Genomic DNA, 23,213 nt, shown 5'->3' on the forward strand with positions numbered 1-23,213 from the left:
CCATTCTTCGATCCGGTGGAATGTTCGGTGCGGGCTGGCCCAGTGTCGGGCCTGGTCAGAGCCCGGTCTTGCCTTCCGGGCCGGGACCCGACAGAGGGCCGGCCTTGTCCGGCCCGTTCTCGAGCGCGCGCACCTTGCGGATCTGGCGGAGCGTCCAGCCGATGTGCTTCTCGATCGAGCGCACCGCTGCGGCCTGGTCTCCCGAGGCGAGATCGTCGCGCATCTCCTGGTGCTCCTGATGGAGCTTGGAGCGAAACTCGGATCGGTCGGTGCGGGCGTTGAGGAACATCGCGACTTGGCTGCGCAACGTGTTCCAGGTCCACTGCAGCCGCGAGTGGTCGGCCGTCTCGTAGACCAGATCGTGGAACTCGAGGTCCAGACGAACGTGCTCATCGCCCGGCTCGTCCAGCGAGATCTTGCGCATCTGGGCGATCACCTCGTCGAACCGGGCCAGGACGTGCTCGTCGATCCGTTCGGCGCAGCGCTCCATCGCCAGTCGCTCGATCGCCAGGCGCATCGAATAGATCTCTTCGATGTCGTCGTAACCCAGCGTGATCACCCGGGCCCCGCGGTGGCGCTGCGACTCGACCAGACCTTCACGGTCCAGCAACGAGATCGCCTCACGGACCGGGCCGCGACTGACGGACATCGACTCTGCCAGCTCCGTCTCCTTCAGGCGCTCTCCCGGCGCCAATTGGCCGCTGGTGATCATCTCGCGGAGGCGTTCAGCAATCAGCGTGGACAGGGCAGGGGGCGTGGTCACGCCCGTGAGCAACTTCGATGTCGCCATGGGCGCGGCCTCCTGCCGAGGGAGAGGGATGGGGGCGGAACTTTGGATGAGTGTAGTGGCGCGGTGGTGCGGGGACGCGGCCGGTATGTGCTCCGGGTGAGTAGTTGTAGGCCACTCTTTCAATATTTGCAGTCGTTCGTGCCCTGCCGTCGCCAACAGCTCTAGCCAAAGCTGGGAATAACGCGCGAGATAGCTTTCCGATACGTGCGGCGCCACTAAATATTGGCGGATGGACATGGGCTTACCCTTCTGATGTTGACGCCTGAGATAGCGGGTCGTGCTGGCCTGCGGGATGGTTGTCGTGATGAGCAAGCGGAAGAGGTACACGCCGGAGTACCGCCGAGAGGCAGCAGCTCTGGTGCTGGATACGGACCGGCCGATCGCGCATGTGGCCGAGGAGATCGACGTGGGTGCGCAGTTGCTGGGTCGCTGGGTCCAGCAAGAACGCGAGCGCCGGGGCCCGGCTCCGGGCCCGGAAGTGCCGTTGGCGGCCGGCGAGCGGGAAGAGTTGAAGCGTCTGCGGCGGCGGGTCCATGAGCTGGAGACGGACAATGAGTTCCTGGGAAAAGCAGCCGCCTTCTTCGCGTCGAAGCCACCTCGGCGGAACGGTTCGAGCTGATGGACGCGGAGAAGGCGAACTTCGAGATCACCCGCATGGCGCGGCTTCTGGGTGTGACTCGGCAGGGCTACTACGCCTGGCAGCGCCGTCGCCAGCATGGCCCCGGGTCGAGGGCTCAGCGGCGGACGGTGATCGATCAGGCCGTGCGCGCGCAGTTCCGGGCCTCCGACGATGTCTACGGGGCCCCGCGGATCACCCGTGAGCTCGCCGCCAAGGGCGTGGTGGTCGACCGGAAGACGGTCGCCGCGTCCATGCGTCGTCAGGGAACGGAGGGCATCAGCCCGAGCATGTTCACCCCGGTGACGACGATCCAAGATCCCGCCGCCCGAGGCTTCGCGGATCACGCCCAGCGGCGATGGGACCAGGGACGCCTCGATGCCATCTGGATCAGCGACATCACGTATCTGCGAACCGGCGAGGGCTGGCTCTACCTCGCCGCGGTCCGTGACGGGCACTCCCGGCGCGTGCTGGGCTGGGCAATGGACGAGTGTCAGGACGCCGGTCTCGTTGACCGCGCGCTGCGGATGGCACGAACCCTGCGTAGGGATGTCCCAGATGACCTTGTGTTTCACGCTGATCGCGGCACCCAGTACACGTCAAAGACCCTGTTCGAGACCTGCGAGGAGCTGGGGATCCGCCAGTCCATGGGACGGACCGGGGTGTGCTGGGATAACGCGATGGCCGAGTCGTTCTGGGCCACGCTGAAGACTGAGTTCTACGACCGGCGCTCTTGGCCGACCCGGGCCGAAGCGCGTCGCGAGGTCGCTCGCTGGATCGAGATCGTCTTCAACCGTCGCCGGCTGCACTCCAGCCTCGACTACACCAGCCCGGTCGCGTTCGAGAATGCCATCAAGCGCGACCAGGCCGAGACCGAAGTACACGCAGATCAGGCTCAAGCAGCTTGATCAACTGTCAACGACTTGCGGGCAGGCCCAACAGGCGATTCACACAGCGTGTTTACGCTGGTTGCAGTCTTGCTGACGAAGTTGAGGGCGGCCGAATGCTGGAGGAATGGTCCCGGGTCCCAGGCCGACGGTGAGCGCCGCTTCGGTCAATAGTCGTTGGCTTGTGAATTCACTTCGGGTATAGGACTGCGCTTCTTTGACGTGTCATGAGAGGTCCAGAGCGAGGCGGCTGACCCCGTTCACGGGACACGGACACGGTCTACCGTGAGGGCTGCACGCTCGCTTCGAGCGGAAGGGGTCATGGCCGTGACAACCCGACGGGGTTTCTGCGTGATGAGCGGCGCGGTCGCCGCCGGCACTTTGCTGAACGGGTGCGCCGAACCGACTGGCAACTCGAGGCCGCAACGCGCCACCGCGTCGCAGAGTCTGTCACTCGACACCCGTGAAGGGTGGTCGCCGGCTTCGAAGCCTCATGGTCCATCGCCTTCGCCGGCGAGACTGCCCTCGAATGCGCCGGCGAGCTGTACATGTAGTTCTTCGCCTCGGACGGGAATCGCATCGGGCGTCGGCCGCTGACCGGCCAGCCCGTTGGTCGCGGTGCTGGTCTGTCGGAGGCAGACCATGCAGCGCCGCTCACGCGGCTCGGTAGGCGCCGATGCGCACCCCAAGCCCGCTCATAGGTGCACTCCAGTGCTACTGTGAGCATCCCCGAGGACCGTCGTACCTCGCGAATACTCGGGGTCGAAGGAGACGATCGTGGACATCGGGCCGCTCTCGAACGTGCAGCTGGCGCACGCCGCGCGGGAGCACTACGTCCAGGGGAAGTCCCGGGTGAAGATCGCCGAGGAGACCGGGCTGAGCCGCTTCAAGGTCGGGAGGATGCTCGAGGAGGCCGTCGCCCGCGGGATCATCCGCTTCGAGATCGTCAGCACCCCGGGTGTGGACCTCGATCTGTCGATGCAGCTCAAGCAGCGGTACGGCCTTCAGCACGCGATTGCCGTCGAGCTCCCGGTGGATACCGACGCGGAGGCCCAGATGTCACTCGGCACGTTCGCAGCCGATCTGATCGACGATCTCGTCGGTCCGGAGGACATCCTCGGGCTCACCTCGGGCCGCACCCTGAACGTCATGGCGCGCCAGGTGAGCAGCCTGCCCTGCCGGGCGGTGGTCCAGCTCGCCGGCGTCGCCGGCCCCATCCAGGAGAGCGGGCTGGAAGTGATCCGCCGTCTGGCGAACCTTCCCGATGTCCAGCCCTGGCCGATCTACGCCTCCATGGTCATGAGCGATGCCCAGACTGCCCGCGGCGTGCTGCGCCAGCCGGGGATCCGCTCCGCCGTGGAGATGTTCGACGAGGTGACCGTGGCGCTGTGCGCCATCGGCTCGTGGGCCCCGCCGAACTCCCTGATGATGGTCAATCCGGCGATCACCGACGAGGATCGAGCGCGATTACTGCGCCAGGGAGTCGTCGCCGAGATCGCAGCGACCGCGCTCACCGACAAGGGCCAGGCGATCCACGATCTCGATGACCGCTGCATCTCGATCCGCGAGGACCAGTTGCGGGCGATCCGCTCCCGGATCGGCGTGGCCGGCGGACCCTCGAAGACGAGGGCGATCCGCGCCGTGCTTGCCTCGGGACTGCTCACGGGAATCGTGACAGACGCCTTCACGGCAGACCGACTCCTGGCAGGGTGAGTATGGCCTCCCGTCGCGTCGCCGGAGTGGACTCCTCGACCCAGAGCACCAAGGTGGTGGTCGTGGACGCGGACAGCGGCGAGCTCGTCCATTCCGCCGCGGCGCGTCACCCGGAAGTCCCCGAAGTGTGGCCGCAACAGTGGTGGGAAGCGCTCGGGGAGGCAGGGGGCCGTTCGATCACCGAGGCGCGCGCGCTCAGCATCACGTCACAGCAGCACACCACCATCCTCCTCGACCGCCGGAACGAGGTGCTGCGACCGGCGTTCCTGTGGAACGACCTGCGCGCCATGGCCTCCGGCGCCAATCTCGTCCGGGAGCTGGGTCCGGACCGCTGGCTGCGCTCGCCAGGTCTGCTGCCGGACTCCGCGCATCCGGTGAGCAAGCTGCGCTGGTTGCGCGAGCACGAGCCGGAGACCGCCGCGCAGGTGGAGACCGTGCTGCTCCCGCACGACTGGCTGACCTGGTCGTTGCTCGGCAGGGTGGCGCAGCCCTCGACGGACCGCTCGGACGCTTCCTCCACCGGATACTGGTCCATTTCCGGCGGCGACTATGACGACGACCTCCTCCGGCACAGCTTCGGCAGGGCGGTGCTCACCCCGGAAGTGCTTCCCCCGGACGCCCCCGCCGGGGCGAGCGCCCAGGGGCTGCTCATCGGGGCCGGATGCGGCGACAACGCCGCAACGCACCTGGCGCTGGCGACCGATGTCGGGGACATGGTCATCTCCGTGGGGACGAGCGCGACCGTCTCGATGCGCACCACCGGCCCGGTCCTCGACCCGACCGGCCGGGTCGACACCATGGCCGATGCGCGCTCCGGCGCCATCCCCATCATCGCGATGCTCAACGGTGCCCGGGTCCTGGTCGCGACGGCGAGCATGCTCGGTATCACCCCGGTCCGGCTGGACAAGTTGGCAGCTCGCGCCGAGCCGACGGCCGGGGGTGCCGTGATGTTGCCCTACCTCGATGGCGAGCGAAACCCTCCGCGGGAGGAAAGGCACGGCGCGCTGCTCGGACTCTCCCGCCCGGCTCTCACACCGGAGATGATCGCCCGAGCCGCCGTGCTCGGCCTGGCCTGCGCGATCGCCGATGCCGCCGACGCCCTCTCGCGGGTTGCCGGCGAGCCGCGGCGGATCCTCCTTGTCGGCGGCGGGGCGAAATCGCGGGCTCTGCGACAGGCGCTCGTCGACCTGACAGGGCGGACGATCCATACGGCTCCCGAGCGAGAGCATGCCGCGTTCGGAGCGGCCCGGCAGGCGGCGTGGGTGCTGACCGGCACGCTGCCGCGCTGGCCCCTCGGTCTCTCGCCGCATCACCCCAGCGAGAGCAGCGGGGCCTGGGCCGTCGACGTCCGGGCCGCGCACCGAGCCGCCGGGCTCGGGCGCCCGGCCGGGCCCGCCGCGAACTCCAGCTGAGCCAGACGGACCCTCCGACGGCCGTCCGAACAGGGCGCGCTGCGGACCCTGCCTGAGCCCGGCGGCGATCCGAACAGGGTTCCTGCGGTTCCCGCCGCAGCCGGGCACGGCCCGGGGCGGCGACCACCTCCTGCTCGCTTGAGCGCCCTCGGGTACGTCCGTCCATTCTGCTCATGTGAGCAGAGGTGCTTGCAGGCTGTGATCGGCCGGTCCTACGGTGAACTCGTCGCAACCGGTGCGGCCTCGAGCGAAGGAGCTGAGCGTGTCGCAGACGCAGACGCAGACGGATACCGAGGCAGGCGTCGCGATGCTGCGATGCGAGGAGATCGAGATGTCCTTCGGTGGCATCCCGGTCCTGAAGGGGATCGATCTGCACCTTGAGCCGGGCAGCGTGACCGCGCTGGCCGGGGAGAACGGGGCGGGCAAATCCACGCTCATGAAGATCGCCTCCGGTCAGTACACGCCTGACGCAGGATCCGTGACGGTGCGCGGCCGGGCGCTGACCCCGGGCAGTACCCGAGCCGCCAACGACCTCGGGGTGGCGATCGTTCCGCAGGAGCTCGCCTCGATCCCTGAGCTGACGGTCTACGAGAACCTCTACATCGGCCGCGAGGAGCGCAACGCACTCGGTCTGCTGGACCGTCGCGCTATGATCGCCGGTGCCCAGGAGGCGCTCGCAGATTTCGGGATCGAGCTCGACCCCACCGTCCGGATGGGCCCGCTGCCCGTCGGCGTGCGTCAGATCGTCGAGATCATCAAGGCCAGCAGCCGCGGCGCCCGCGTGCTGCTGCTGGACGAGCCCACCAGTGCGATCGCCGAGCGTGAGGTCGCGCAACTGGAGATGGTCGTGCGCAGCTGCCGCGATCGCGGCGTGGCCATCCTATTCACCACCCACAAGATGGAGGAGATGCGCAGCATGGCCGATCGCGTGATCGTGCTGCGCGACGGCCGACTCATCGCCGATTCCCCGATCGGGCGGATCACCGACGACGAAATCGTCACCGCCATGATCGGGCGCGAGCTGGAGAACCTCTTCCCCACTCGCCCGGAGCACACGCCCGAGCCCGTCCTCGAGGTCCGTGACCTTGCGGTGGAGCCCGAGACCGCTCCGATCTCCGTGACGGTCCGTCGCGGGGAGATCCTGGGCCTGGCCGGGCTCGTCGGGGCCGGCCGGACCGAGCTGATCGAATGCCTCTACGGCTCGCGTCGGCCCGCCGGCGGCCGGGTGAGCATCGCCGGGCGTGTGCTGCGCCCCGGCAGTCCGCGCCACTCCATCGCCCGCAACGTGGCGATCGTCCCCGAGGACAGGAAGGGCGCCGGCGCGGTGCTCTCCATGAGCGTCGTCGACAACGCCACCCTGCCCCGCATCGCCGCGTTCTCCAGGTTCGGCGTGCTCTCCGAGAGCCGCCGGCGCACCACGATCGAATCCGCGATGCAGTCGGTGCGGCTGAAGTCCGCGGGCCTCGGCCAGAGCATGGAGCACCTCTCCGGCGGCAACCAGCAGAAGGTCGTCCTCGGCCGATGGCTGACGGGCACCGTCGATGTGCTCCTGCTGGATGAGCCCACGCGCGGTGTCGACGTCGGAGCGCGCAGCGAGATCTACCGCATCATCGTCGATCTCGCCTCGCAGGGCATGGCGGTCGTCATGGCCTCCAGCGACATGCCCGAGATCCTCGCACTCTCGCACCGCGCACTGGTCATGCGCGGCCTGGCCGTGGCCGGCGAGCTCTCCCGGGAGCAGCTGGACGCCCCCGGCGTGCAGGAGACCATCTTCCGCCTCGCCTCCGGTCTCGAGGACTCCTCGGATTCGGGCGCACCGTCCACCGATCTCACCTCCCACCAGGAGAACCTCCAGTGACTCACGACACCGCGACCACGACCTCAGTCTCTCCGTCCGGCAGGTGGGCGACCATCGTGCGCGACTTCCTCATCCGCCACATCATGATCGTGGTGATGCTGGGGATCGTGGCGTTCTTCGCCTATCGCAGCGCGCGGTTCGCCACCCCGGACAACCTGCTGACGATCCTCGTCGCAGCGGCCCCGTTCGCCCTCATCGCCCTCGGGCAGACCTTGGTGATCCTCACCGGCGGCATCGACCTCTCCGTCGGCAGCGTCATCGCCGCCAGCGCCATGGCCGCCGCATGGACCGCCAAGGCCTTCGGTGACAACCCGATCCTCCCGCTGCTGGCGGCCGTGTTCGCGGGGCTGCTGGCCGGTGCCGCCAACGGGGTGGTCGTCGCCTGGTTGAACGTCCCGCCCTTCATCGTCACCCTCGGCATGCTCACCCTCGCCTCCGGCGTCGCCTACGTCATCGGCGGGGGTGCCCCGATCAACGGCCTCCCGGCCTCGTTCGGGATGTGGGCGAACACGGGCATCGGCGGGCTGACGGTTCCCGTGATCCTGATGATCGCAGCGATCGTCGGCTTCGCCCTGCTCATGCGCCGCACCACCTATGGCCTGCGGGTCTACGCGATCGGCGGCAACCGGCTGGCCGCCGAGATCGCCGGGGTGCGCTCGCGCGGGATCCTCTTCAGCGTCTACGCGATCAGCGGTCTGCTCGCCGGGATCTCCGGGCTCATGCTCTCCTCCCGTGTCATCTCCGGTTCGCCCAACCTCGGGCAGGGCTACGAGCTCGACGCGATCGCCGCGGTGGTGATCGGCGGGGCCAGCCTCATGGGCGGTCGCGGCACCATCTGGGGCACCGCGATCGGGCTGCTGCTCATCCAGACCATCAACAACGGCCTGGACCTCCTGCTGGTCCCGGCCTACTGGCAGGACGTCATCAAGGGCGTGATCATCGTCGCCGCCGTCGCCGCCGACGTCTGGGCCAACACTCGCAACCGCAAATAGCCTCCCGACCTGCCCCGTACACCGCCGCCGGCAGCCCAGGGGGCGCCCGGTCTCACCGCCGCTCACGACCCCCGACACCGATCCCACCACCCGCCAGCCCTCTCTCAAGGAGAATCCGATGAAGCGCAGGAATTTCACCACCCTCATGCTCGCCGCGGTGCCCGTCGGCGCGACCCTCGCCGCCACCGGCTGCGGCGCAGGCGATCCCAGCAGCGCCGGCGCGGACTCCGTCACCGTCGGCGTGACGGTGTACGACATGTCCTCGTTCATCACGCAGGGCAGGGAGGGCATGGAGGCCTTCGCCGCGGCCCGAGACATCCAGCTGCAGTGGAACTCGGCCGGGGGAGACGTCTCCTCCCAGGCCAGCCAGGTCGACCAGTACGTCAGCGCGGGCCTGGACGCGATCATCATCGTCCCCGTCCAGGCGGATTCCCTGGGCCCCCAGGTCCAGGCCGCCAATGCGGCCGAGATCCCGGTCATCGCGGTGAACACCGCGCTGTCCGGGGTGGAGGTCGATGCGAGCGTCCAGCCCGATGACGTCGCCGCCGGGGAGCAGGAGGCCACGCAGATGATGGAGGCGCTCGGTGGCGAGGGCGCCGTGGTGATCCTCGAGGGACCCCTGGGCTCGTCCCCGCAGCTCGACCGCGGCCAGGGGATCGAGAATATCCTGGCGGAGAACCCGGGCGTCACGGTGCTCGCCCAGGACACCGCGAACTGGAGCCGCGACGAGGCGGTCAATCAGATGAAGAACTGGATCTCCGCCTTCGGTGACGAGATCACCGGCGTGATCTCCCAGAACGACGACATGGCCCTCGGCGCCATCCAGGCGCTGCGGGAGGCCGGCATGGACGGCATCCCCGTGGTGGGCATCGACGGCATCGAGGACGGGCTCGAAGCGGTCAGGGCCGGCGACATGATCGGCACCTCCCTCCAGCACGGGACCGTCGAGCTGGCGGCCGGGCTCGCCGTCGCCGCCGGGATCGCCCGCGGCGAGGACGTCCCCACCGAGCCCGTCTACACGATGCCCGCGGTGACATCCGAGAACGTCGATGCCGTCATGGAGAACGTCGTCACCGAGCGGGAGTCCTTCATGGAGGAGCTGCCGGACCTCATCGACGAGAATCTCGCCTCCGAGGACATCGCCTACGAGGGCCTCCCCGGGCAGGAGCGCTGAGCCGGCGATGACCAGGGTGCACAACGACCCCGCCGACTTCGTCGACCAGCAGCTCGAGGGCTTCGCCTCCCTCTACGCCGACCGGCTGCGCGCTGTCCCCGGCGGCGTCGTGAGCCATCGCGGCCCCGATCCCGTGGTCGCCGTCGTCGCCGGCGGCGGCTCCGGCCACTACCCGGCCTTCGCAGGCCTGGTGGGCCCCGGCTTCGCCGCCGGAGCCGTGGTGGGCAACATCTTCACCTCGCCCTCGGCCGCGCAGGTCTACTCGGTCGCCAAGGCCGCCGACCAGGGGCGCGGCGTGATCCTCACCTTCGGCAACTACGCCGGGGACGTGATGAACTTCGGCATCGCCGCCGAGCGGCTGCGCCGCGAGGGCATCGATGCCCGGATCGTGCTGGTCACCGACGACGTCGCCTCCTCGGCCGTGGAGGAGGAGCGGCGCGGGATCGCCGGCGACTTCGTCGTGTTCAAGGCACTCGGAGCGGCCGCCGCCACCGGGGCGCACATCGACGCCGTCGAGCAGGCGGGACGCGCCGCGAATGCCGCCACCCGCACCTTCGGCGTCGCCTTCTCCGGGTGCACCATGCCGGGAGCCGAGGAGCCCTTGTTCACCGTGCCGCCCGGGACGATGGGCGTGGGCCTCGGCATCCACGGCGAGCCGGGTATCCGCGACGCCCCGATCGCCCCCGCCTCCGAGCTCGCCGCGATGATGGTCGACGGGGTGCTCGCCGCGCGGCCCCGTACGGAGTCCACTCGCGTCGCCGTGATCGTCAACGGCCTGGGCACGACGAAACAGGAGGAACTGTTCCTGCTGTGGGGCGAGGTGCGCCGGCTGCTGGAGGCTCGCGGTCTCACCCCCGTCCAGCCCGAGGTCGGGGAGCTGGTGACCAGTCTCGACATGGGCGGCTGCTCCCTGACCCTCACGTGGCTCGACGGGGACCTCGAGCGCTGGTGGGGCGCTGATGCCTACACCCCCGCCTACCGGAAGCAGGCCTCCCCGCTCGCGGCACTGCGACCGGTCGAGATCGGCGCCGCTCCCGATTCGGCAGCACAGGCGCCGCAGCCGTCCATGGCCGGTGCGCGGCTCTCCGCGCACATCGCGTCAGGACTCTCCCGGATGCTGGAGGTGCTGCGCCGGAATGAGGACGAGCTGGGCCGGATCGACGCCGTGGCCGGCGACGGCGATCACGGTCGCGGGATGGTCAAGGGAGCCGGCGCCGCCGTGCAGGCAGCGAACTCGCTGACAGGCGTCGGCCCGGCCTGGACGCTGAGGGCAGCCGGCAGGGCATGGGCCGCCGAGGCGGGCGGCACCTCCGGCGTGCTCTGGGGAGCCGGGCTCGAGGCGGCGGGTGAGTCCCTCGGCGATGCGCGCGAGACCTACAACGGCCAGGACGTCGCCGAGGCCGTCGGCGCCTTCGTGCAGGCCGTGCAGGAACTCGGCCGCGCGGAGGTCGGCGACAAGACCCTGATCGACGCGGCCGTGCCGTTCCACCGGAGCCTGCATGACTCCGTCCGCTCGGGCATGAGCCTTCCCGCGGCGTGGAGCGCGGCCGGCCGGGCCGCGCGCTTCGCGGCCGATGCGACCGAGGACCTTCTGCCTCGCAAGGGCCGGGCCCGCCCCCTCGCCGAGAAGAGCCTCGGCACGCCGGACGCCGGGGCGCAGTCCTTCGCGCTCCTCGTCGAGGCGCTCGCCGAGGACATGGCGCAGCACGAGCACACCCTCGAGGCGAAGGAGCTCCCCGCTCCCGTGCCCGGAGGGGACGCGACCGACGCCGGGACCTCCCCGGCGCACCGCTGAACGATCGATCCGAAGACATCGAGAGAACGAGAGAAGGAGCGACCATGGAGCGCACATTCGAGGGCAGGATCGCCGTCATCACCGGAGCTGCCAGCGGAATCGGCCACACCGTCGCCGGGCACCTCGCCGAGCGCGGTGCCCGAATCGTGGGGGTCGACCTGAACCCCGACATCGGCGAGATGCTCGCCGACATGCCGGGCGGACGGCATCACGGGATCGTCGCCGACCTCACCGATGCTGCGGCGGCCGGCCGGGTGATCGAGGAGACGGTCCGCGAGGTCGGCACACCGTACATCCTGGTCAACTCCGCCGGGGTCGCGCTATTGGACCCAGCCGTGGGTGTCCCGGCGGAGCGCTGGCAGCTGACTCTGGACGTCAACCTCAGCGGCACCTTCTACATGGCGCAGGCCGCCGGCAAGGTGATGATCGAAGCGGGAAAGGGCCGCATCATCAACTTGGCCTCGCAGGCCGCCGTGATTGGACTGGACCAGCACGCCGCATACTCCGCGAGCAAGGCTGCGGTGGTCGGGCTGACCCACACCCTCTCCCTCGAATGGGCGCGCCACGGCGTGACCGTCAACGCCGTCTCCCCGACGGTCGTCGAGACACCGCTCGGCAAGGCGGCGTGGGCCGGGGAGCGTGGCGAGAAGGCGAAGGCCGCGATCCCGGTGGGGCGCTTCGCCCAGCCCGAGGAGGTCGCGGCGCTGATCGCGTTCATCGCCGGGGACGACGCCGCCATGATCAGCGGCAGCAACTACCTCATGGACGGGGGCTTCACGACCGTGTGACCCCCTGCTGCTCGGGGTCGGAGTCGAGTTCGACGCTGCGGGACGGACCGTCGTGCCGCCGAGTGGCAAGCCTGCGCACACGGCGCTGACATTGCCGCCACCGGGAGTCTCGTACACAGCGCCCTGAAGGCCGCGGGCGCTGCCTTGCCGTGATGAGGGAGCGCCGACCGGCGCATGCAGCCGACCTCGGATGTGAGCACGATCTACCGTGGGAGATGCATGACCTCGTCCACCGGGAGGGGCCGTTGTGACCACACGACGCCAGATCGGTGTGCTCGGCGGTGTGTTCGCCGTCGGTGCACTGGTGGGAGCATGCACTGGGACCGCTGACGGGCCGGGTGTGGGCAGCAGCACTGCGTCCCGAGAGAAATCCCTCGGACCCGCCGAGCTCGTCACCACCGGCCTCGAGGCCCCGTGGTCTATCACCTTCGCCGGCGAGACCGCTCTCGTCAGCGAACGCGACTCCGGCCGCATCCTCGAGCTCGCCACGGACGGCACCCCGCGCGAGGTCGGTGTCATCGACCCCGTCGTCGCCGTAGGGGAGGGCGGGCTGCTCGGCCTTGCGGCGCACGAGGGCGAGCTGTACATGTACTTCACCGCCTCGGACGGGAACCGCATCGAGCGCCGCCCGCTGGCCGGAGAGCCCGGCGGTCTCGGGCTCGGAGAGGCATCGACCGTGCTCGGCGGCATCCCGTCGGCCCAGGTCCACAACGGCGGCCGGCTCGCGTTCGGGCCCGACGGGATGCTGTACGCGACCACTGGCGACGCCTCGGACCGCGACAGCGCCCAGGACGTCGACGCCCTCAGCGGGAAGATCCTGCGGATGACGCCCGACGGAGGAGTGCCGGAGGACAACCCGCTGCCCGGTTCCCTCGTCTACAGCTACGGGCACCGCAACCCGCAGGGGATCGCCTGGGCCGAGGACGGCACGATGTACGCCAGCGAGTTCGGCCAGGACACCTGGGACGAGCTGAACATCATCGAGCCCGGCGGGAACTACGGCTGGCCTGCGACCGAAGGGATAGCTGAGCAAGAGGGCTACCGCGACCCGATCCAGCAGTGGTCGCCGGACGAGGCGAGCCCCAGCGGCATCGCGATCAGCGGTGGAAACCTGTACCTCGCCAATCTCCGCGGTCAGCGCCTGCGCGTGGTCCCGCTGGCCGCCCCCGAGGATTCCCGCGAGCTGCTGACTGAGGGCGCTGGCCGGTTGCGTGACGTGGTGGTGGCCCCTGATGACTCGCTGTGGGTGCTGACCAATAACACCGACGGGCGGGGCGATCCCGGCGAGAGAGACGACCGCATCCTGCGCCTGACGCCTAACGCCTGACGCCTGATGCCTGACGCCTGACCCGGGTGCCACGCGCCGCGCAGGGCGCCCCTTCCACACCCGTGCAGATCGCACGGGGTTGTCATATTCCTATATAGGAATATGATGGGAGTCATGGCACGAGCAGCGACCACGTCGGACGTCTTCAATGCGATCGCTGAACCTCGGCGTCGCCAGATCCTCGTGCTTCTACGGGGAGGTGAGCGGCCGGTCTCCGAACTGTCGCACGAACTGGACCTGCCGCAGCCGGGGACCTCGAAGCACCTTCGCGTGCTCCGAGACGTCGGGCTGGTCCGCGATCGCCGGGACGGCAAGCAGCGCGTGTACGGCCTGGATGCCCATGGGTTGAAGGCAGTCCATGAATGGACCGGGGGCTTCGAGCAGTTCTGGAGCGAGAGCTTCGAGCGGCTCGATGCGTACGTGCAGGAACTCAAACACGAGAGGCAGGATGAGTAGCTCATGAACTCCATGGGATCCGGAAGGTCGGAACGGGACGAGACGGCGAACCGCGAGATTGTCGTCTCGCGGGTCATCGATGCCCCGCGAGAGCTGGTCTACGAGGCATTCACCGAGACGCGCCACTTGGCGCAGTGGTGGGGGCCGGAAGGGTTCACCACGACCACGCGGGCTTTCGAGTTCCGTGTCGGTGGTGTGTGGGACTTCGTGATGCACGGTCCGGACGGGACGGACTACCAGGAATGGATCCAGTGGACGGAGATCGTCCCGTCGGAGCGGATCACGATGCTCCACGGCGAGCACCGCGACGACCCGAATGTGTTCGAATCGGTCCTCACGTTCGAGACCGACGGGTCAGCGACCCGGGTCGAGATGCTCGCGGTGTTCCCGACCGAGGAGCTGCGCGACGAGGCGATCGAGAAGCACGGCGCGGTCGAGGCTGGTCAGCAGACGTTGGGCAACCTCGCTGCCTACGCCGCCGAGCTCGTCCGCAAGGGGGCTGAGGGCTGATGGCCGGGAAGGTGTTCTTCAGTGTGTCGATGTCGCTGGACGGATTCATCGCCCCCGACTCGCCCGAGGAGTTGATGGGCACGCAGTGGATGGAGCTGCAGCAGTGGGTCTTTCGCCAGCGCCACTTCCGAGAGAATCTCGGGCTCGGAAAGGGCGGCGAGGAGGGGCGCGACAACGACATCGTGACCGAGACGTTCGAGCGCACCGGTGCGAGCGTGATGGGCAAGCGCATGTTCGACGCCGGCGAGCAGATGTGGCCGGAACAGGCGCCGTTCCATACGCCGGTATTCGTGGTGACGCACGAAGAGCGCGAGCCGTGGGAACGACCGGGCGGGACGACATTCCACTTCGTGGGCGACGGGATCGAATCCGCCCTGGATCATGCCCGCCTGGCGGCGGGCAGTCGAGACGTCCGCGTCGCGGGTGGCGGCACGACGATCGTGGAGTATCTGAATGCCGGATTGATCGACAAGTTCCACGTAGCGATCTCGCCCGTGCTGTTCGGGTCGGGGGTTCGTCTGTTCGAGGGCGTGGAGGACAGTCGTGTGCGTCTGGAGCAGACCGGGACCGAATCCTCGACCCGGACCACGCATCTCTACTATGACGTGCACGTGAGGTGACGCGGAGTCAGCCACTCACTCCCACCGGAAGGTGCGCACGGCGACGATGGACAGAACGAGCGTCCACCCCGCCACCACCAGCAGATACAGGGCATCGGGAAAGGCACCCATCGTCGCCTGGTTGAGCGCCTCGGTCGCGGCGCCCATCGGCGTCCAGTGCACGATCGTCTGCAGCGTCTGCGGCATCGTCTGGACGGGGAACCACACCCCGGTGGTGAACATCGTGGGCAGCATGACCATCATGCTGACCACATTGCCCACGGAGGCGTTGGGCGTCAGCGCCGTGATCACGCCGCCGGTGGCCAGCATCGCCGCCAGCGCCAATATGAACGTCACCAGCCAGCCCAGCAGGTGCTGCGGCAGCGGAGCGCCATAGGCGAGCCGGCCCACTGTCAGGCACAGCGCGGCCGCGATCGCCACGGAGACGCCGAACACGACAGCCTGCGCACCGAGGATCGTGAGGGGGCTGACCGGTGTGGTGCGCAGCCGGCGCAGGATCCTGCTGGAGCGGTACTCGATCAGCGTCATCGGCATGGCGGTGGCTCCGACCATGACCATCGACAGCAGGATGCAGATGGAGACGTAGAGCCCGATGACCGTCTGCCCGCCGAGATCCGCATCGGCTTCCCGGAACGTGGGGATGAAGCCCAGGACGATGAGCAGGAGAGTGGGGAAGGCGATCACCCAGAACCAGGCCATGGGCTCACGCAGATACAGGCGTGCCTCGTTGCGGATCAGGGCGGCGGATGCGGACGTCATGCGGGCTCCTCGGCGCGATGCGGCTGTTCGTCGGTCAGGTCGAGGTAGGCCGAATCCAGCGATCCGTCGACCACTCGCAGCTGCCGCGGGGTGACGCCGGCCTGCTCGAGGTGGCGCACCACCGACAGGGCCACGCCTTCTTGACCGTGGACGAGGATGCGTCCGGCGTCGGTCTGGACGGCGGCGACGTCGGGCAGATCCCGCAGTGCCTCCAGGTCCACGGGATCGTCGGCCCGGAAGGAGGTGACCGTGGCCGCCGCGGTCGCGCTGATCAGGCCGTCGGGCGTGTCCAGTGCGGCCAGGCGCCCGTGCTGGAAGATGGCGATCCGGTCGCACAGCTGTTGGGCCTCGTCCATGGCGTGGGTGACCAGGAGGATGGTCACGCCGCTGTCGCGCAGGCCGCGCACCATGTCCCACACCTCCCGTCGGGCCCGCGGGTCCAGGCCGGTGCTGAGCTCATCCAGGATCGCCACCTCCGGCCGGCCGACCAGCGCCAGCGCCACGGACAGGCGCTGCTGTTGGCCGCCGCTGAGCGTGGCGAAACGCCGGTCCAGGTGCTCGCTCATGCCCACTCGCTCGGCCAGGTCCTGCCACGGCGCGGGATCGTCGTAGAAGGTGGACCACAGCCGCAGGGCTTCGCGCACGGTGATCTTGGGCTGGAGCTTGCTCTCCTGCAGCTGGATGCCCAGCACCCGGGCGAGGCGATCATGCTGCGTCCACGGATCGATGCCCAGCACCCGGATGCTGCCGGCGTCGCTGCTGCGCAGCCCGGCGATGGCCTCGACGGTGGTGGTCTTGCCGGCGCCGTTGGGGCCGAGGATGCCGAAGATCTCGCCCTGGGCCACCGTGAAGCTGACGTCCTCGACGGCGACCTTGTCGCCGTAGGTCTTGCGGAGTCCCTCGACGACGACTGCCGGCCCGTCGACGACGGCCGGCTCGCGCGGGGTCGGTTCTGCGTGCATGTCCTCAGCGTGGAGGCTGCGAAGCTCTCGCGGATCCGGCAACCGGCGGCGACAGGGTCAACCGATCAGTGGATGCGGCAGTGGCTCACGCCGGATCCTGGCTCCCCGTCTCTGGCGATCAATCATCCCGCCGATATCCCTTGACCCCCGGGGCGGCCCAGGTGTCGTATGTCCGGACACCTCGGCCGCGATCGGCAAGGATGCGGCGGTCCTCCGCGGGCGAGGGCGGGCGAGGGCACCGAGGAGGATGCGCCATGACCGTGATCCCATTGACCGACCTCGACCCCGGCGACACCGAGCGGATCGGGGGCAAGGCCGCCGGGCTGGCCATGCTGATCGCCGCCGGTCAGCGCGTCCCGGACGGGTTCTGCCTGACCACGCAGGCCTATCAAGCCGGCGCCGTTCCGCGAGAGGAGGTCGCGGCCGCCTACGCCGAGCTCGGCGGCGAGGTGCCCGTCGCGGTGCGCTCCAGCGCCACCGCCGAGGATCTCCCGTGGGCCAGCTTCGCCGGGCAGCAGGACACGATCCTCGGCGTGCGCGGGCTGGATGACCTGGTCACCGCAATCGAGACCTGCTGGGAATCGCTGGAGACCGCCAGGGCCCGCGCCTACCGGGAGGCGAACGACGTCGCCGAGGCGCAGATGGCTGTCGTCGTCCAGACCATGGTCGAACCGCGGGCCGCGGGAGTGCTGTTCACCGCCAACCCGATCACCGGCGCCCGCGGCGAGATGGTGATCGATGCGGCCCCCGGTCGCGGATCCGGCGTGGTCGACGGCAGCATCGAGGCCGACCACTACGTGCTGGGCGAGCAGATCCCGCTGCACCCGGGCGGGTGCCTCGACCGCGCCCAGCTCACCGAGCTGCAGTCCGTCGGCCGCCGCATCCAGGAGCATGCCGGATCGCCGCAGGACATCGAGTGGGCGCTCGACGACGGCGGCACCCTCTGGCTGCTCCAGTCCCGCGCCGTCACCAGCCTCTTCCCCGTGCCGGAGACTGCCGGCGGCGAGCTGCGGGTGTACATGGAGACCGGGCACATGCAGGGCATGCTGCAGCCGATGACCCCGATGGGCGCCTCGGTGATGCTCCAGGTCTCCCGGCAATGGTTCGAGATGTTCGGGGCGAAGGGCGCGGATGTCTCCTCCCTGCTGACCATCATCGGCGGCCGGCTGTTCGTGGACCTGACCGGCTTCGTCCGCGCCCCGGGCATCCGCCGGCAGCTGCCCGAGTCGATGGCCCTCTACGGGCCGCGGGTGGTCGCCGCCGTCGAGAAGGTCCTCGAGGATCCCCGGTTCACCCCGCGGCGTCTGCGGATCCCGGTCGGCACTCTCGCGCGGGTGGTGGCACGCACCGGGCCGCCGATGCTGCGCGGCATCATCAGCGCTCTGCGTCGGCCCGAGGCTGAACGCCGGCGAGTCCTGGCCTCCGCTCCGGCGGTGCGTGCCTCATGCCGGGCCCCGTCCGACGTGACGACGGCGCAGGAGCACCTCGCCGTTGCCGAGGAGGTCCACCTCGACGTGCTGTCCGGCCCCATGCTCGATGCTCTGAACCCTCTGTGGGCGGCGATGGGCTGCCAGGGCCTTGCGACGGTGCTGCTGCACGGCCTCGCCACCGAGAGCGAGGTCTCCGCGGTCGTCCGCGGCGCCCCGCACAACGTCACCACCGAGATGGATCTGAGGCTGTGGCAGATCGCGGCCGAGGCGACGGAGCATCGGCAGCTGCTGACCGAGACCCCTGTCGCGCAGTTGGTCTCGCGGTACCGCGAGGGCTCCTTGCCGGACATCGGGCTGGAGGGATTCCTGGCCGCGTACGGTCACCGCTCCGCCGCCGAGATCGACGTCGGCGTGCCCCGCTGGGCCGAGAACCCCGCCCCCGTCTTCGACGCCCTGACCAACTACCTGCGCCAGAGCGATCCCCATCAGGCGCCCGACGTGCGCTTCCGCCGAGCCGCCACCGAGGGCGAGGCCGCGATCGAGGAGCTGGTTGCGCGGGCCCGCCGGCGGCGCGCACCGCTGGCGCCGCTGATCGCATTCCTGCTGCGGCGGACCCGAGCGCTCATCGGGCTGCGCGAACTGCCCAAGTTCCTGTGGCTGTACGCCCTGGACCGGGTGCGCCAGGAACTGCTCGCGGCAGGCGAGATCCTCGCCGGGCAGGGGCTGTTGACCGAGGCGGGGGACATCATGTTCCTCGACCGGGAGGAGGTCCGCGCCGCCGCGGAGACCGGCACCGACCAGCGGGAGCTGGCCGCCGCCCGCCGCGCCACCCACCGGCGGGAGCTGCGACGGCGCCACGTGCCCGTGGTGCTCCTGTCCGACGGCACCGATGTCGAGGCCACCCTCCCCGTGCCCGAGAACGCCGAGGGACTGACCGGCATCGGCGCCGCCGCGGGGACCGCGACGGGCCGGGCCCGCGTGATCCGCGACCCGCACGGGGCGCGGGTCGAGCCCGGGGAGATCCTCGTCGCGCCCACCACGGACCCGGGCTGGACCCCGCTGTTCCTCACGGCCGCGGGCCTGGTCACCGAGACCGGTGCCACCATGGCCCACGGCCCCACCGTCGCCCGCGAATACGGCATCCCCGCCGTGATCTGCGTGAAGGACGCGACGTCGGCGATCCGCACCGGGCAGCTGATCACGATCGACGGGGCGAGCGGGCTGGTGAGGGTCGAGGATGAGGAGACCGGCGGCGACGAGAGCAGGTGATCTCCGGACGAGAGCACCCGACCTGGCGGCGTCAGTCCAGCGACCCCTTCCGATCCGCCATCGCCTGCTCGAGCTCGTCGCGGATCTGGTCCCCGCCCTCGGCCTTCCAGGTCTTCACGCCGTCAGGCCAGGCGTCGACGGGTTTACGGCCCTGCAGGATGTCGCTGGTGAGGTCGTCGATGCGGCCTGTAATGGCTCCACCGCGCTCGGTGTCGGTCTCCGAATAGAGTCCCAGCGTCGGGTTTGCGGAGCCATACCCCACGGCGACCTTCTGGCCGTCGTACCAGTTCTGCGTGGACTGCGGATTGCCGGGCACGTAGATCGGCCACGGCGCATCGGTGAGATAGCGGAAGCCGAGCGGGGTCTCACTGGTCCCGCGCTGGGTGAGGACCGGGTCGGTCCCGTCGAGGTCATAGTGCACGCCCGCGCTGCCGTACACCCGGAACAGGTACTCCTCCGTCCCGAACGGGGCCGCCAGCCAGTTCAGCACGCTGAGCAATGTCTCGACCCGGTCCTCGGCGTCCTTCCGGATCGCCGAGATCCCGTAGGTGGGATTGGACAGCCAGGAACAGGCGGTCCCGCCCGTGCCGTCGTAGTCGGGCGTGCGCATCGCCGCCATCGCGAAGTCCTCGCCGGAGGTCTGCTCGCGGTGGAACTGCGGCCACGCCGAGAAGGTGTCCCAGGTGAAGTAGCTGCGCCCCGAACCGAACCAGTTCTTCACATCGTTGCCCTGCGCGGCGAACGTGTCCGGGTTCAGCACACCGGCTTCGACCAGGCGCCGCGCGGCCTCCAGGGCTTCCCGCTGCGCCTCGTGCTCGAAGTTCCTGATCAGCGAACCGTCCTGCTCCATCCAGGTGTTCGGAATGCCGAGCATCTGACGGATGAGATCCAGCGGCACGGAACCCAGCGCCCACACGTTCTCCTGCGGTGCGGTGAGCTCCTTGCACAGATCCAGGAACTCCTCGAAGTCGTTGGGGTCCTCGGTGATCCCCTTGGCCTCCAGCAGGTCCTGGCGCTTGTAGAGGATAAACGTGCTCATCACCCCACGAGGGATCGGCACGCCCATGATCTTCCCGTTCAGCGCCGTCGGCCTCCACGTCTCAGTGGGGATGTTCGCCAGGAACGGGTAGTCGGCGATCTTGGTGCCGGACAGGTGCGGGGTGAGATCCACGGCCGAGGCGTCGATGAACTGGGGCAGCTGCGGGGTGCCGCTGTCGACGCAGAACAGGTCGGGGAGCGAATCTCCGGCGACGATCGTGGCGAACTTCTGCTCCCAGTCCGGGCCCGGAACGATGTTCAGTCGCAGATCCGAGCCGAGTCTCGAATTCAACTCCTGCCAGAACGCGTTGCGGGAGACCGACGGCGGGACCGGGGAGTCGGTGCGCACCAGTGACGCGATCTCCTTGCCATCACCGGGAGTTCCGGACGTCGCGACCCGTGGCTCGGCCGGGTATTCGAAGTACCCGTCCATCAGGCCGGACTCCGCGTCACCGGGAAGATCCGGCGTGGCGCCCTCGAACGGGATGTGGTCGGGCAGCTCGACCGGCGCATTGGCGAATTCTGCGGGAATGCCCCCGCGGCCCTCGTTGCTGCAGGCTGCGAGGACGCCGGCCCCTCCGAGGGTGCCGGCCGTGAGAAGAGAGCGTCGGGTGGGTGCGGTCATCGCAGGGCCTCCGGGTCGGTCAGCGGCCGACGGGCCGGCGCGAGGACGGTGCGGCCCGAATGGGAACGGTAGCGGTCGGGGAGTGTGCGCGCTGCGGGGGCGCCGGGCGGCATCGACGAGTCGGTCATCCCTTCACCGCCCCGGTCAGCACGCCCTTGGCGAAATGGCGCTGCAGGAACGGGTACACGCACAGGATCGGCACGATGGAGATCACCAGGATCGCCATCTGGATCGTGGTCTGCGGAGGTGCAGCCTCCATCACGGTGCCCATCTCGGTGGTACCCATCTCGGTGCCGTTGACCACGTAGGTGCGCAGCACCATCTGCAGCGGCCACTTCGCGGCGTCGTTGAGGTAGAGCAGGGCGCTGAAGAAGGCGTTCCAGTAGTTCACGCCGTAGAACAGCCCGATTACGGCCAGCGCCGCACGGGAGAGCGGCAGGCCGATCCGGCGGAAGATCTGCCACTCCGAGGCGCCATCGATCTTCGCGGCGTCGATCAACTCCTGGGGCAGGCTCGCGAAGAACGAGCGCACCACGATCACGTTGAACGCGCTGACGGCCGTCGGCAGGATCAGCGCCCAATAGGAATCGATCAGCCCGAACTGGCGGACGGCCAGGTAGGTCGGGATCAGGCCGGGGGAGAACAGCAGGCTGATCAGAACCAGCAGCAGCATCGGGCGATTGCCCACGGTGCCGCGGCGGGACAGGGCCCAGGCCAGCATGGCGGTCAGCGCGAGGCTGATGAAGGTGCCGACGGCGGTGATACCGATGGAGATCACCAGGGAGCGCGCCACCACGCCGCCGGAGAGGATCGAACGGTATGCCGTCAGGTCGATCTCGCGCGGCAGCAGCACGAAGCCGCCGGATTCAGTGACCTGATCGGCCGGGGCCACCGAAGTGGAGACGATCCCGATGAAGGGGATGATCACCAGGGCGCAGATGACCGTGAGTACGACGGCCTTGAGCGCCTTCTCGAGCGGGCTCGCGGTGTCCTGCAGGCTGCGGCGTCGCACCTGGGCGCGAGCGGGGGTGCGCGGGGGCGCACCGGAGGTATCGGGGCTGTCAGGGATGCGGGTATCGGCGGTCATGCCTTGTAGACCCCTTCCTCGCCGAAGGCGTGGGCGACCTTGTTGGCGGCCAGGACCAGACACAGGCCCAGCGCGCTCTTGACCAGGCCCACGGCGGCAGCAGGACCCCACTGGCCGCCGGCGATGCCTTCGTTGTAGACGTAGGTATCGAGCACTTCGCTGGCGTCGATCCCCACCGCCTGCTGCTGCAGGATGATCTGTTCGAACCCGACGGTCAGGGAGTTGCCCAGCTGGAGGATGAACAGCAGGATCACGATGGGGCGCAGGCCCGGCAGCGTCACGTGCCACATCTGCCGGAAGCGCGAGGCCCCATCGACCGCCGCGGCCTCGTACAGCGCCTTGTCGATGCCCGAGAGCACGGCCAGGAAGAGAATCGTGGCCCAGCCGGTGTCCTTCCAGATCACCTGTGAAGTCAGCAGCACCTTGAAGATGTCGGCGTTGCCGATGATGTCCAGCGTCGCCAGCCCGTGCGAACGCAGCACGTTGTTGATCAGGCCGGAACCGCCCAGCATCTGCTGGAAGATCGCGACCACGATCACCCAGGACAAGAAGTGAGGCAGGTACAGGATCGACTGCACGATCTGGCGCATCTTGTTGGACATCAGGCTGTTCAGCAGCAGGGCGAGGACCACCGGCAGCGGGAAGATCAGCACCGACTGGATCAGCGTGAGAATCAAGGTGTTGCGTAGCGCATTCAGGAACGCAGGGTCGCCCGAGACCAGGATCTCGAAGTTCTGGAATCCCACCCAGAGGCTCTCGCGGATTCCTAGGTAGGGCTGGTAGTCCTGGAAGGCGATGACGTTGCCCAATAGCGGGTAGTACTGGAAACCGATCAGCAGCAGCATGCCGGGTACGGCGAGCACCAGCACCATGCGGTCGCGCAGGATGCGGCGCCACAGGGTGGGTTTGGATCTTCGCTCCAGCGGAGGTGATGAGGCCTCGCGGGGCGGGGCCTGGTTCTCGATGACGGCCATGGCGGACGTTCTCCTCGATGAGATGTCGTCGTGGGAGGCGCGTGCACCCTGCTGTCGTCTCGGGTGATCGTGCCGAAGGTGCCTCCCGTGAGCGGCTCCTTTGCGCTCCGGGGCGGTGCTGTGATGTGAAG

The 23,213-nt window shown here is 69.1% G+C and carries 20 protein-coding genes; 13 read left to right on the forward strand and 7 right to left on the reverse strand.

Annotated elements, in window-relative coordinates; all coding sequences use genetic code 11:
• Nucleotides 1-55 precede the first annotated feature (55 nt).
• On the reverse strand, nucleotides 56-790 hold the full coding sequence (locus ACFQRD_RS10045; RefSeq protein WP_377804117.1) for a GntR family transcriptional regulator: 735 nt from the start codon (nucleotides 788-790) through the stop codon (nucleotides 56-58).
• Between the two features lie 292 nt (nucleotides 791-1,082).
• Here ACFQRD_RS10045 and ACFQRD_RS10050 point away from each other — a divergent pair.
• The 12 genes from ACFQRD_RS10050 to ACFQRD_RS10105 all read left to right on the forward strand — a co-directional run bounded on the left by ACFQRD_RS10050 (nucleotide 1,083) and on the right by ACFQRD_RS10105 (nucleotide 14,938).
• A protein-coding gene (locus ACFQRD_RS10050) for an IS3 family transposase (protein WP_377804119.1) occupies nucleotides 1,083-2,314 on the forward strand; the annotation gives its coding sequence in 2 pieces (ribosomal slippage) (nucleotides 1,083-1,365 and nucleotides 1,365-2,314; 1,233 coding nt in all).
• Nucleotides 2,315-3,070: 756 nt separating this feature from the next.
• Nucleotides 3,071-4,006 (forward strand): sugar-binding transcriptional regulator, encoded by a 936-nt coding sequence (locus ACFQRD_RS10055; RefSeq protein WP_377804121.1) that lies wholly within the window; start codon nucleotides 3,071-3,073, stop codon nucleotides 4,004-4,006.
• Nucleotides 4,007-4,008: 2 nt separating this feature from the next.
• Nucleotides 4,009-5,418, forward strand: a complete 1,410-nt coding sequence (locus ACFQRD_RS10060; RefSeq protein ID WP_377804122.1) for an FGGY-family carbohydrate kinase — start codon at nucleotides 4,009-4,011, stop codon at nucleotides 5,416-5,418.
• A 262-nt stretch (nucleotides 5,419-5,680) separates the two neighbouring features.
• Nucleotides 5,681-7,276, forward strand: coding sequence for a sugar ABC transporter ATP-binding protein (locus ACFQRD_RS10065; protein WP_377804124.1), 1,596 nt, complete (start codon nucleotides 5,681-5,683; stop codon nucleotides 7,274-7,276).
• Nucleotides 7,273-8,268 carry an ABC transporter permease gene (locus tag ACFQRD_RS10070; protein ID WP_377019719.1) on the forward strand — a complete coding sequence of 332 codons (996 nt, stop codon included), beginning with the start codon at nucleotides 7,273-7,275 and terminating at the stop codon, nucleotides 8,266-8,268. The genes ACFQRD_RS10065 and ACFQRD_RS10070 overlap by 4 nt, the downstream gene beginning before the upstream one ends.
• Before the next feature lie 118 nt (nucleotides 8,269-8,386).
• Nucleotides 8,387-9,442 carry a substrate-binding domain-containing protein gene (locus ACFQRD_RS10075; protein ID WP_377019720.1) on the forward strand — a complete coding sequence of 352 codons (1,056 nt, stop codon included), beginning with the start codon at nucleotides 8,387-8,389 and terminating at the stop codon, nucleotides 9,440-9,442.
• A 7-nt stretch (nucleotides 9,443-9,449) separates the two neighbouring features.
• On the forward strand, nucleotides 9,450-11,237 hold the full coding sequence (locus tag ACFQRD_RS10080; RefSeq protein ID WP_377804126.1) for a dihydroxyacetone kinase family protein: 1,788 nt from the start codon (nucleotides 9,450-9,452) through the stop codon (nucleotides 11,235-11,237).
• Between the two features lie 44 nt (nucleotides 11,238-11,281).
• Complete coding sequence (locus ACFQRD_RS10085) at nucleotides 11,282-12,025, forward strand: GolD/DthD family dehydrogenase (RefSeq protein ID WP_377792738.1); 744 nt, start codon at nucleotides 11,282-11,284, stop codon at nucleotides 12,023-12,025.
• 247 nt (nucleotides 12,026-12,272) lie between these two features.
• On the forward strand, nucleotides 12,273-13,352 hold the full coding sequence (locus ACFQRD_RS10090) for a PQQ-dependent sugar dehydrogenase (protein WP_377804128.1): 1,080 nt from the start codon (nucleotides 12,273-12,275) through the stop codon (nucleotides 13,350-13,352).
• Nucleotides 13,353-13,466: 114 nt separating this feature from the next.
• Nucleotides 13,467-13,808 carry an ArsR/SmtB family transcription factor gene (locus ACFQRD_RS10095; RefSeq protein WP_377792735.1) on the forward strand — a complete coding sequence of 114 codons (342 nt, stop codon included), beginning with the start codon at nucleotides 13,467-13,469 and terminating at the stop codon, nucleotides 13,806-13,808.
• Nucleotides 13,809-13,811: 3 nt separating this feature from the next.
• On the forward strand, nucleotides 13,812-14,318 hold the full coding sequence (locus ACFQRD_RS10100) for an SRPBCC family protein (RefSeq protein WP_377792733.1): 507 nt from the start codon (nucleotides 13,812-13,814) through the stop codon (nucleotides 14,316-14,318).
• Nucleotides 14,318-14,938 carry a dihydrofolate reductase family protein gene (locus ACFQRD_RS10105; RefSeq protein ID WP_377792732.1) on the forward strand — a complete coding sequence of 207 codons (621 nt, stop codon included), beginning with the start codon at nucleotides 14,318-14,320 and terminating at the stop codon, nucleotides 14,936-14,938. The genes ACFQRD_RS10100 and ACFQRD_RS10105 overlap by 1 nt, the downstream gene beginning before the upstream one ends.
• Nucleotides 14,939-14,953: 15 nt before the next feature.
• Here the strand turns inward: ACFQRD_RS10105 and ACFQRD_RS10110 are convergent, their stop codons facing one another.
• Both ACFQRD_RS10110 and ACFQRD_RS10115 read right to left on the reverse strand, forming a co-directional pair.
• Entirely contained in the window at nucleotides 14,954-15,697 is a 744-nt protein-coding gene (locus ACFQRD_RS10110; protein ID WP_377792731.1) for an ABC transporter permease, read from the reverse strand.
• On the reverse strand, nucleotides 15,694-16,659 hold the full coding sequence (locus ACFQRD_RS10115) for an ABC transporter ATP-binding protein (protein WP_377792730.1): 966 nt from the start codon (nucleotides 16,657-16,659) through the stop codon (nucleotides 15,694-15,696). Before ACFQRD_RS10115 ends, ACFQRD_RS10110 begins: the two co-directional genes overlap by 4 nt.
• Before the next feature lie 254 nt (nucleotides 16,660-16,913).
• Here ACFQRD_RS10115 and ACFQRD_RS10120 point away from each other — a divergent pair, with 254 nt between their 5' ends.
• The gene (locus tag ACFQRD_RS10120; protein ID WP_377804131.1) at nucleotides 16,914-19,358 is read left to right on the forward strand and encodes a PEP/pyruvate-binding domain-containing protein; all 2,445 of its coding nucleotides are present in this window, start codon (nucleotides 16,914-16,916) and stop codon (nucleotides 19,356-19,358) included.
• 31 nt (nucleotides 19,359-19,389) lie between these two features.
• On the opposite strand, the gene ACFQRD_RS10125 is transcribed toward ACFQRD_RS10120, so the two are convergent.
• From ACFQRD_RS10125 to ACFQRD_RS10140, 4 genes are read right to left on the reverse strand one after another with little or no spacing between them, the layout of a single operon-like run.
• On the reverse strand, nucleotides 19,390-21,021 hold the full coding sequence (locus tag ACFQRD_RS10125; RefSeq protein WP_377792728.1) for an extracellular solute-binding protein: 1,632 nt from the start codon (nucleotides 21,019-21,021) through the stop codon (nucleotides 19,390-19,392).
• Complete coding sequence (locus ACFQRD_RS10130) at nucleotides 21,018-21,149, reverse strand: hypothetical protein (protein ID WP_377792727.1); 132 nt, start codon at nucleotides 21,147-21,149, stop codon at nucleotides 21,018-21,020. Before ACFQRD_RS10130 ends, ACFQRD_RS10125 begins: the two co-directional genes overlap by 4 nt.
• Complete coding sequence (locus ACFQRD_RS10135; protein WP_377792726.1) at nucleotides 21,146-22,108, reverse strand: carbohydrate ABC transporter permease; 963 nt, start codon at nucleotides 22,106-22,108, stop codon at nucleotides 21,146-21,148. The genes ACFQRD_RS10130 and ACFQRD_RS10135 overlap by 4 nt, the downstream gene beginning before the upstream one ends.
• Nucleotides 22,105-23,082 (reverse strand): ABC transporter permease, encoded by a 978-nt coding sequence (locus tag ACFQRD_RS10140; RefSeq protein WP_377019742.1) that lies wholly within the window; start codon nucleotides 23,080-23,082, stop codon nucleotides 22,105-22,107. The genes ACFQRD_RS10135 and ACFQRD_RS10140 overlap by 4 nt, the downstream gene beginning before the upstream one ends.
• Nucleotides 23,083-23,213 lie beyond the last annotated feature (131 nt).

Origin of the sequence: Brachybacterium sp. GCM10030268 (assembly GCF_042666305.1) — a bacterium.
Taxonomy (GTDB): Bacteria; Actinomycetota; Actinomycetes; order Actinomycetales; family Dermabacteraceae; genus Brachybacterium.

What these genes read in the sequence shown, in the direction of transcription:
- ACFQRD_RS10135 (WP_377792726.1), bottom strand. Translation starts at nt 22,108, where the DNA reads ATGACCGCCGATACCCGCATCCCTGACAGCCCCGATACCTCCGGTGCG.
- ACFQRD_RS10105 (WP_377792732.1), top strand. Translation starts at nt 14,318, where the DNA reads ATGGCCGGGAAGGTGTTCTTCAGTGTGTCGATGTCGCTGGACGGATTC.
- ACFQRD_RS10045 (WP_377804117.1), bottom strand. Translation starts at nt 790, where the DNA reads ATGGCGACATCGAAGTTGCTCACGGGCGTGACCACGCCCCCTGCCCTG.
- ACFQRD_RS10125 (WP_377792728.1), bottom strand. Translation starts at nt 21,021, where the DNA reads ATGACCGCACCCACCCGACGCTCTCTTCTCACGGCCGGCACCCTCGGA.
- ACFQRD_RS10140 (WP_377019742.1), bottom strand. Translation starts at nt 23,082, where the DNA reads ATGGCCGTCATCGAGAACCAGGCCCCGCCCCGCGAGGCCTCATCACCT.
- ACFQRD_RS10075 (WP_377019720.1), top strand. Translation starts at nt 8,387, where the DNA reads ATGAAGCGCAGGAATTTCACCACCCTCATGCTCGCCGCGGTGCCCGTC.
- ACFQRD_RS10095 (WP_377792735.1), top strand. Translation starts at nt 13,467, where the DNA reads ATGGCACGAGCAGCGACCACGTCGGACGTCTTCAATGCGATCGCTGAA.
- ACFQRD_RS10120 (WP_377804131.1), top strand. Translation starts at nt 16,914, where the DNA reads ATGACCGTGATCCCATTGACCGACCTCGACCCCGGCGACACCGAGCGG.
- ACFQRD_RS10110 (WP_377792731.1), bottom strand. Translation starts at nt 15,697, where the DNA reads ATGACGTCCGCATCCGCCGCCCTGATCCGCAACGAGGCACGCCTGTAT.
- ACFQRD_RS10100 (WP_377792733.1), top strand. Translation starts at nt 13,812, where the DNA reads ATGAACTCCATGGGATCCGGAAGGTCGGAACGGGACGAGACGGCGAAC.
- ACFQRD_RS10115 (WP_377792730.1), bottom strand. Translation starts at nt 16,659, where the DNA reads ATGCACGCAGAACCGACCCCGCGCGAGCCGGCCGTCGTCGACGGGCCG.
- ACFQRD_RS10060 (WP_377804122.1), top strand. Translation starts at nt 4,009, where the DNA reads ATGGCCTCCCGTCGCGTCGCCGGAGTGGACTCCTCGACCCAGAGCACC.
- ACFQRD_RS10080 (WP_377804126.1), top strand. Translation starts at nt 9,450, where the DNA reads ATGACCAGGGTGCACAACGACCCCGCCGACTTCGTCGACCAGCAGCTC.
- ACFQRD_RS10130 (WP_377792727.1), bottom strand. Translation starts at nt 21,149, where the DNA reads ATGACCGACTCGTCGATGCCGCCCGGCGCCCCCGCAGCGCGCACACTC.
- ACFQRD_RS10085 (WP_377792738.1), top strand. Translation starts at nt 11,282, where the DNA reads ATGGAGCGCACATTCGAGGGCAGGATCGCCGTCATCACCGGAGCTGCC.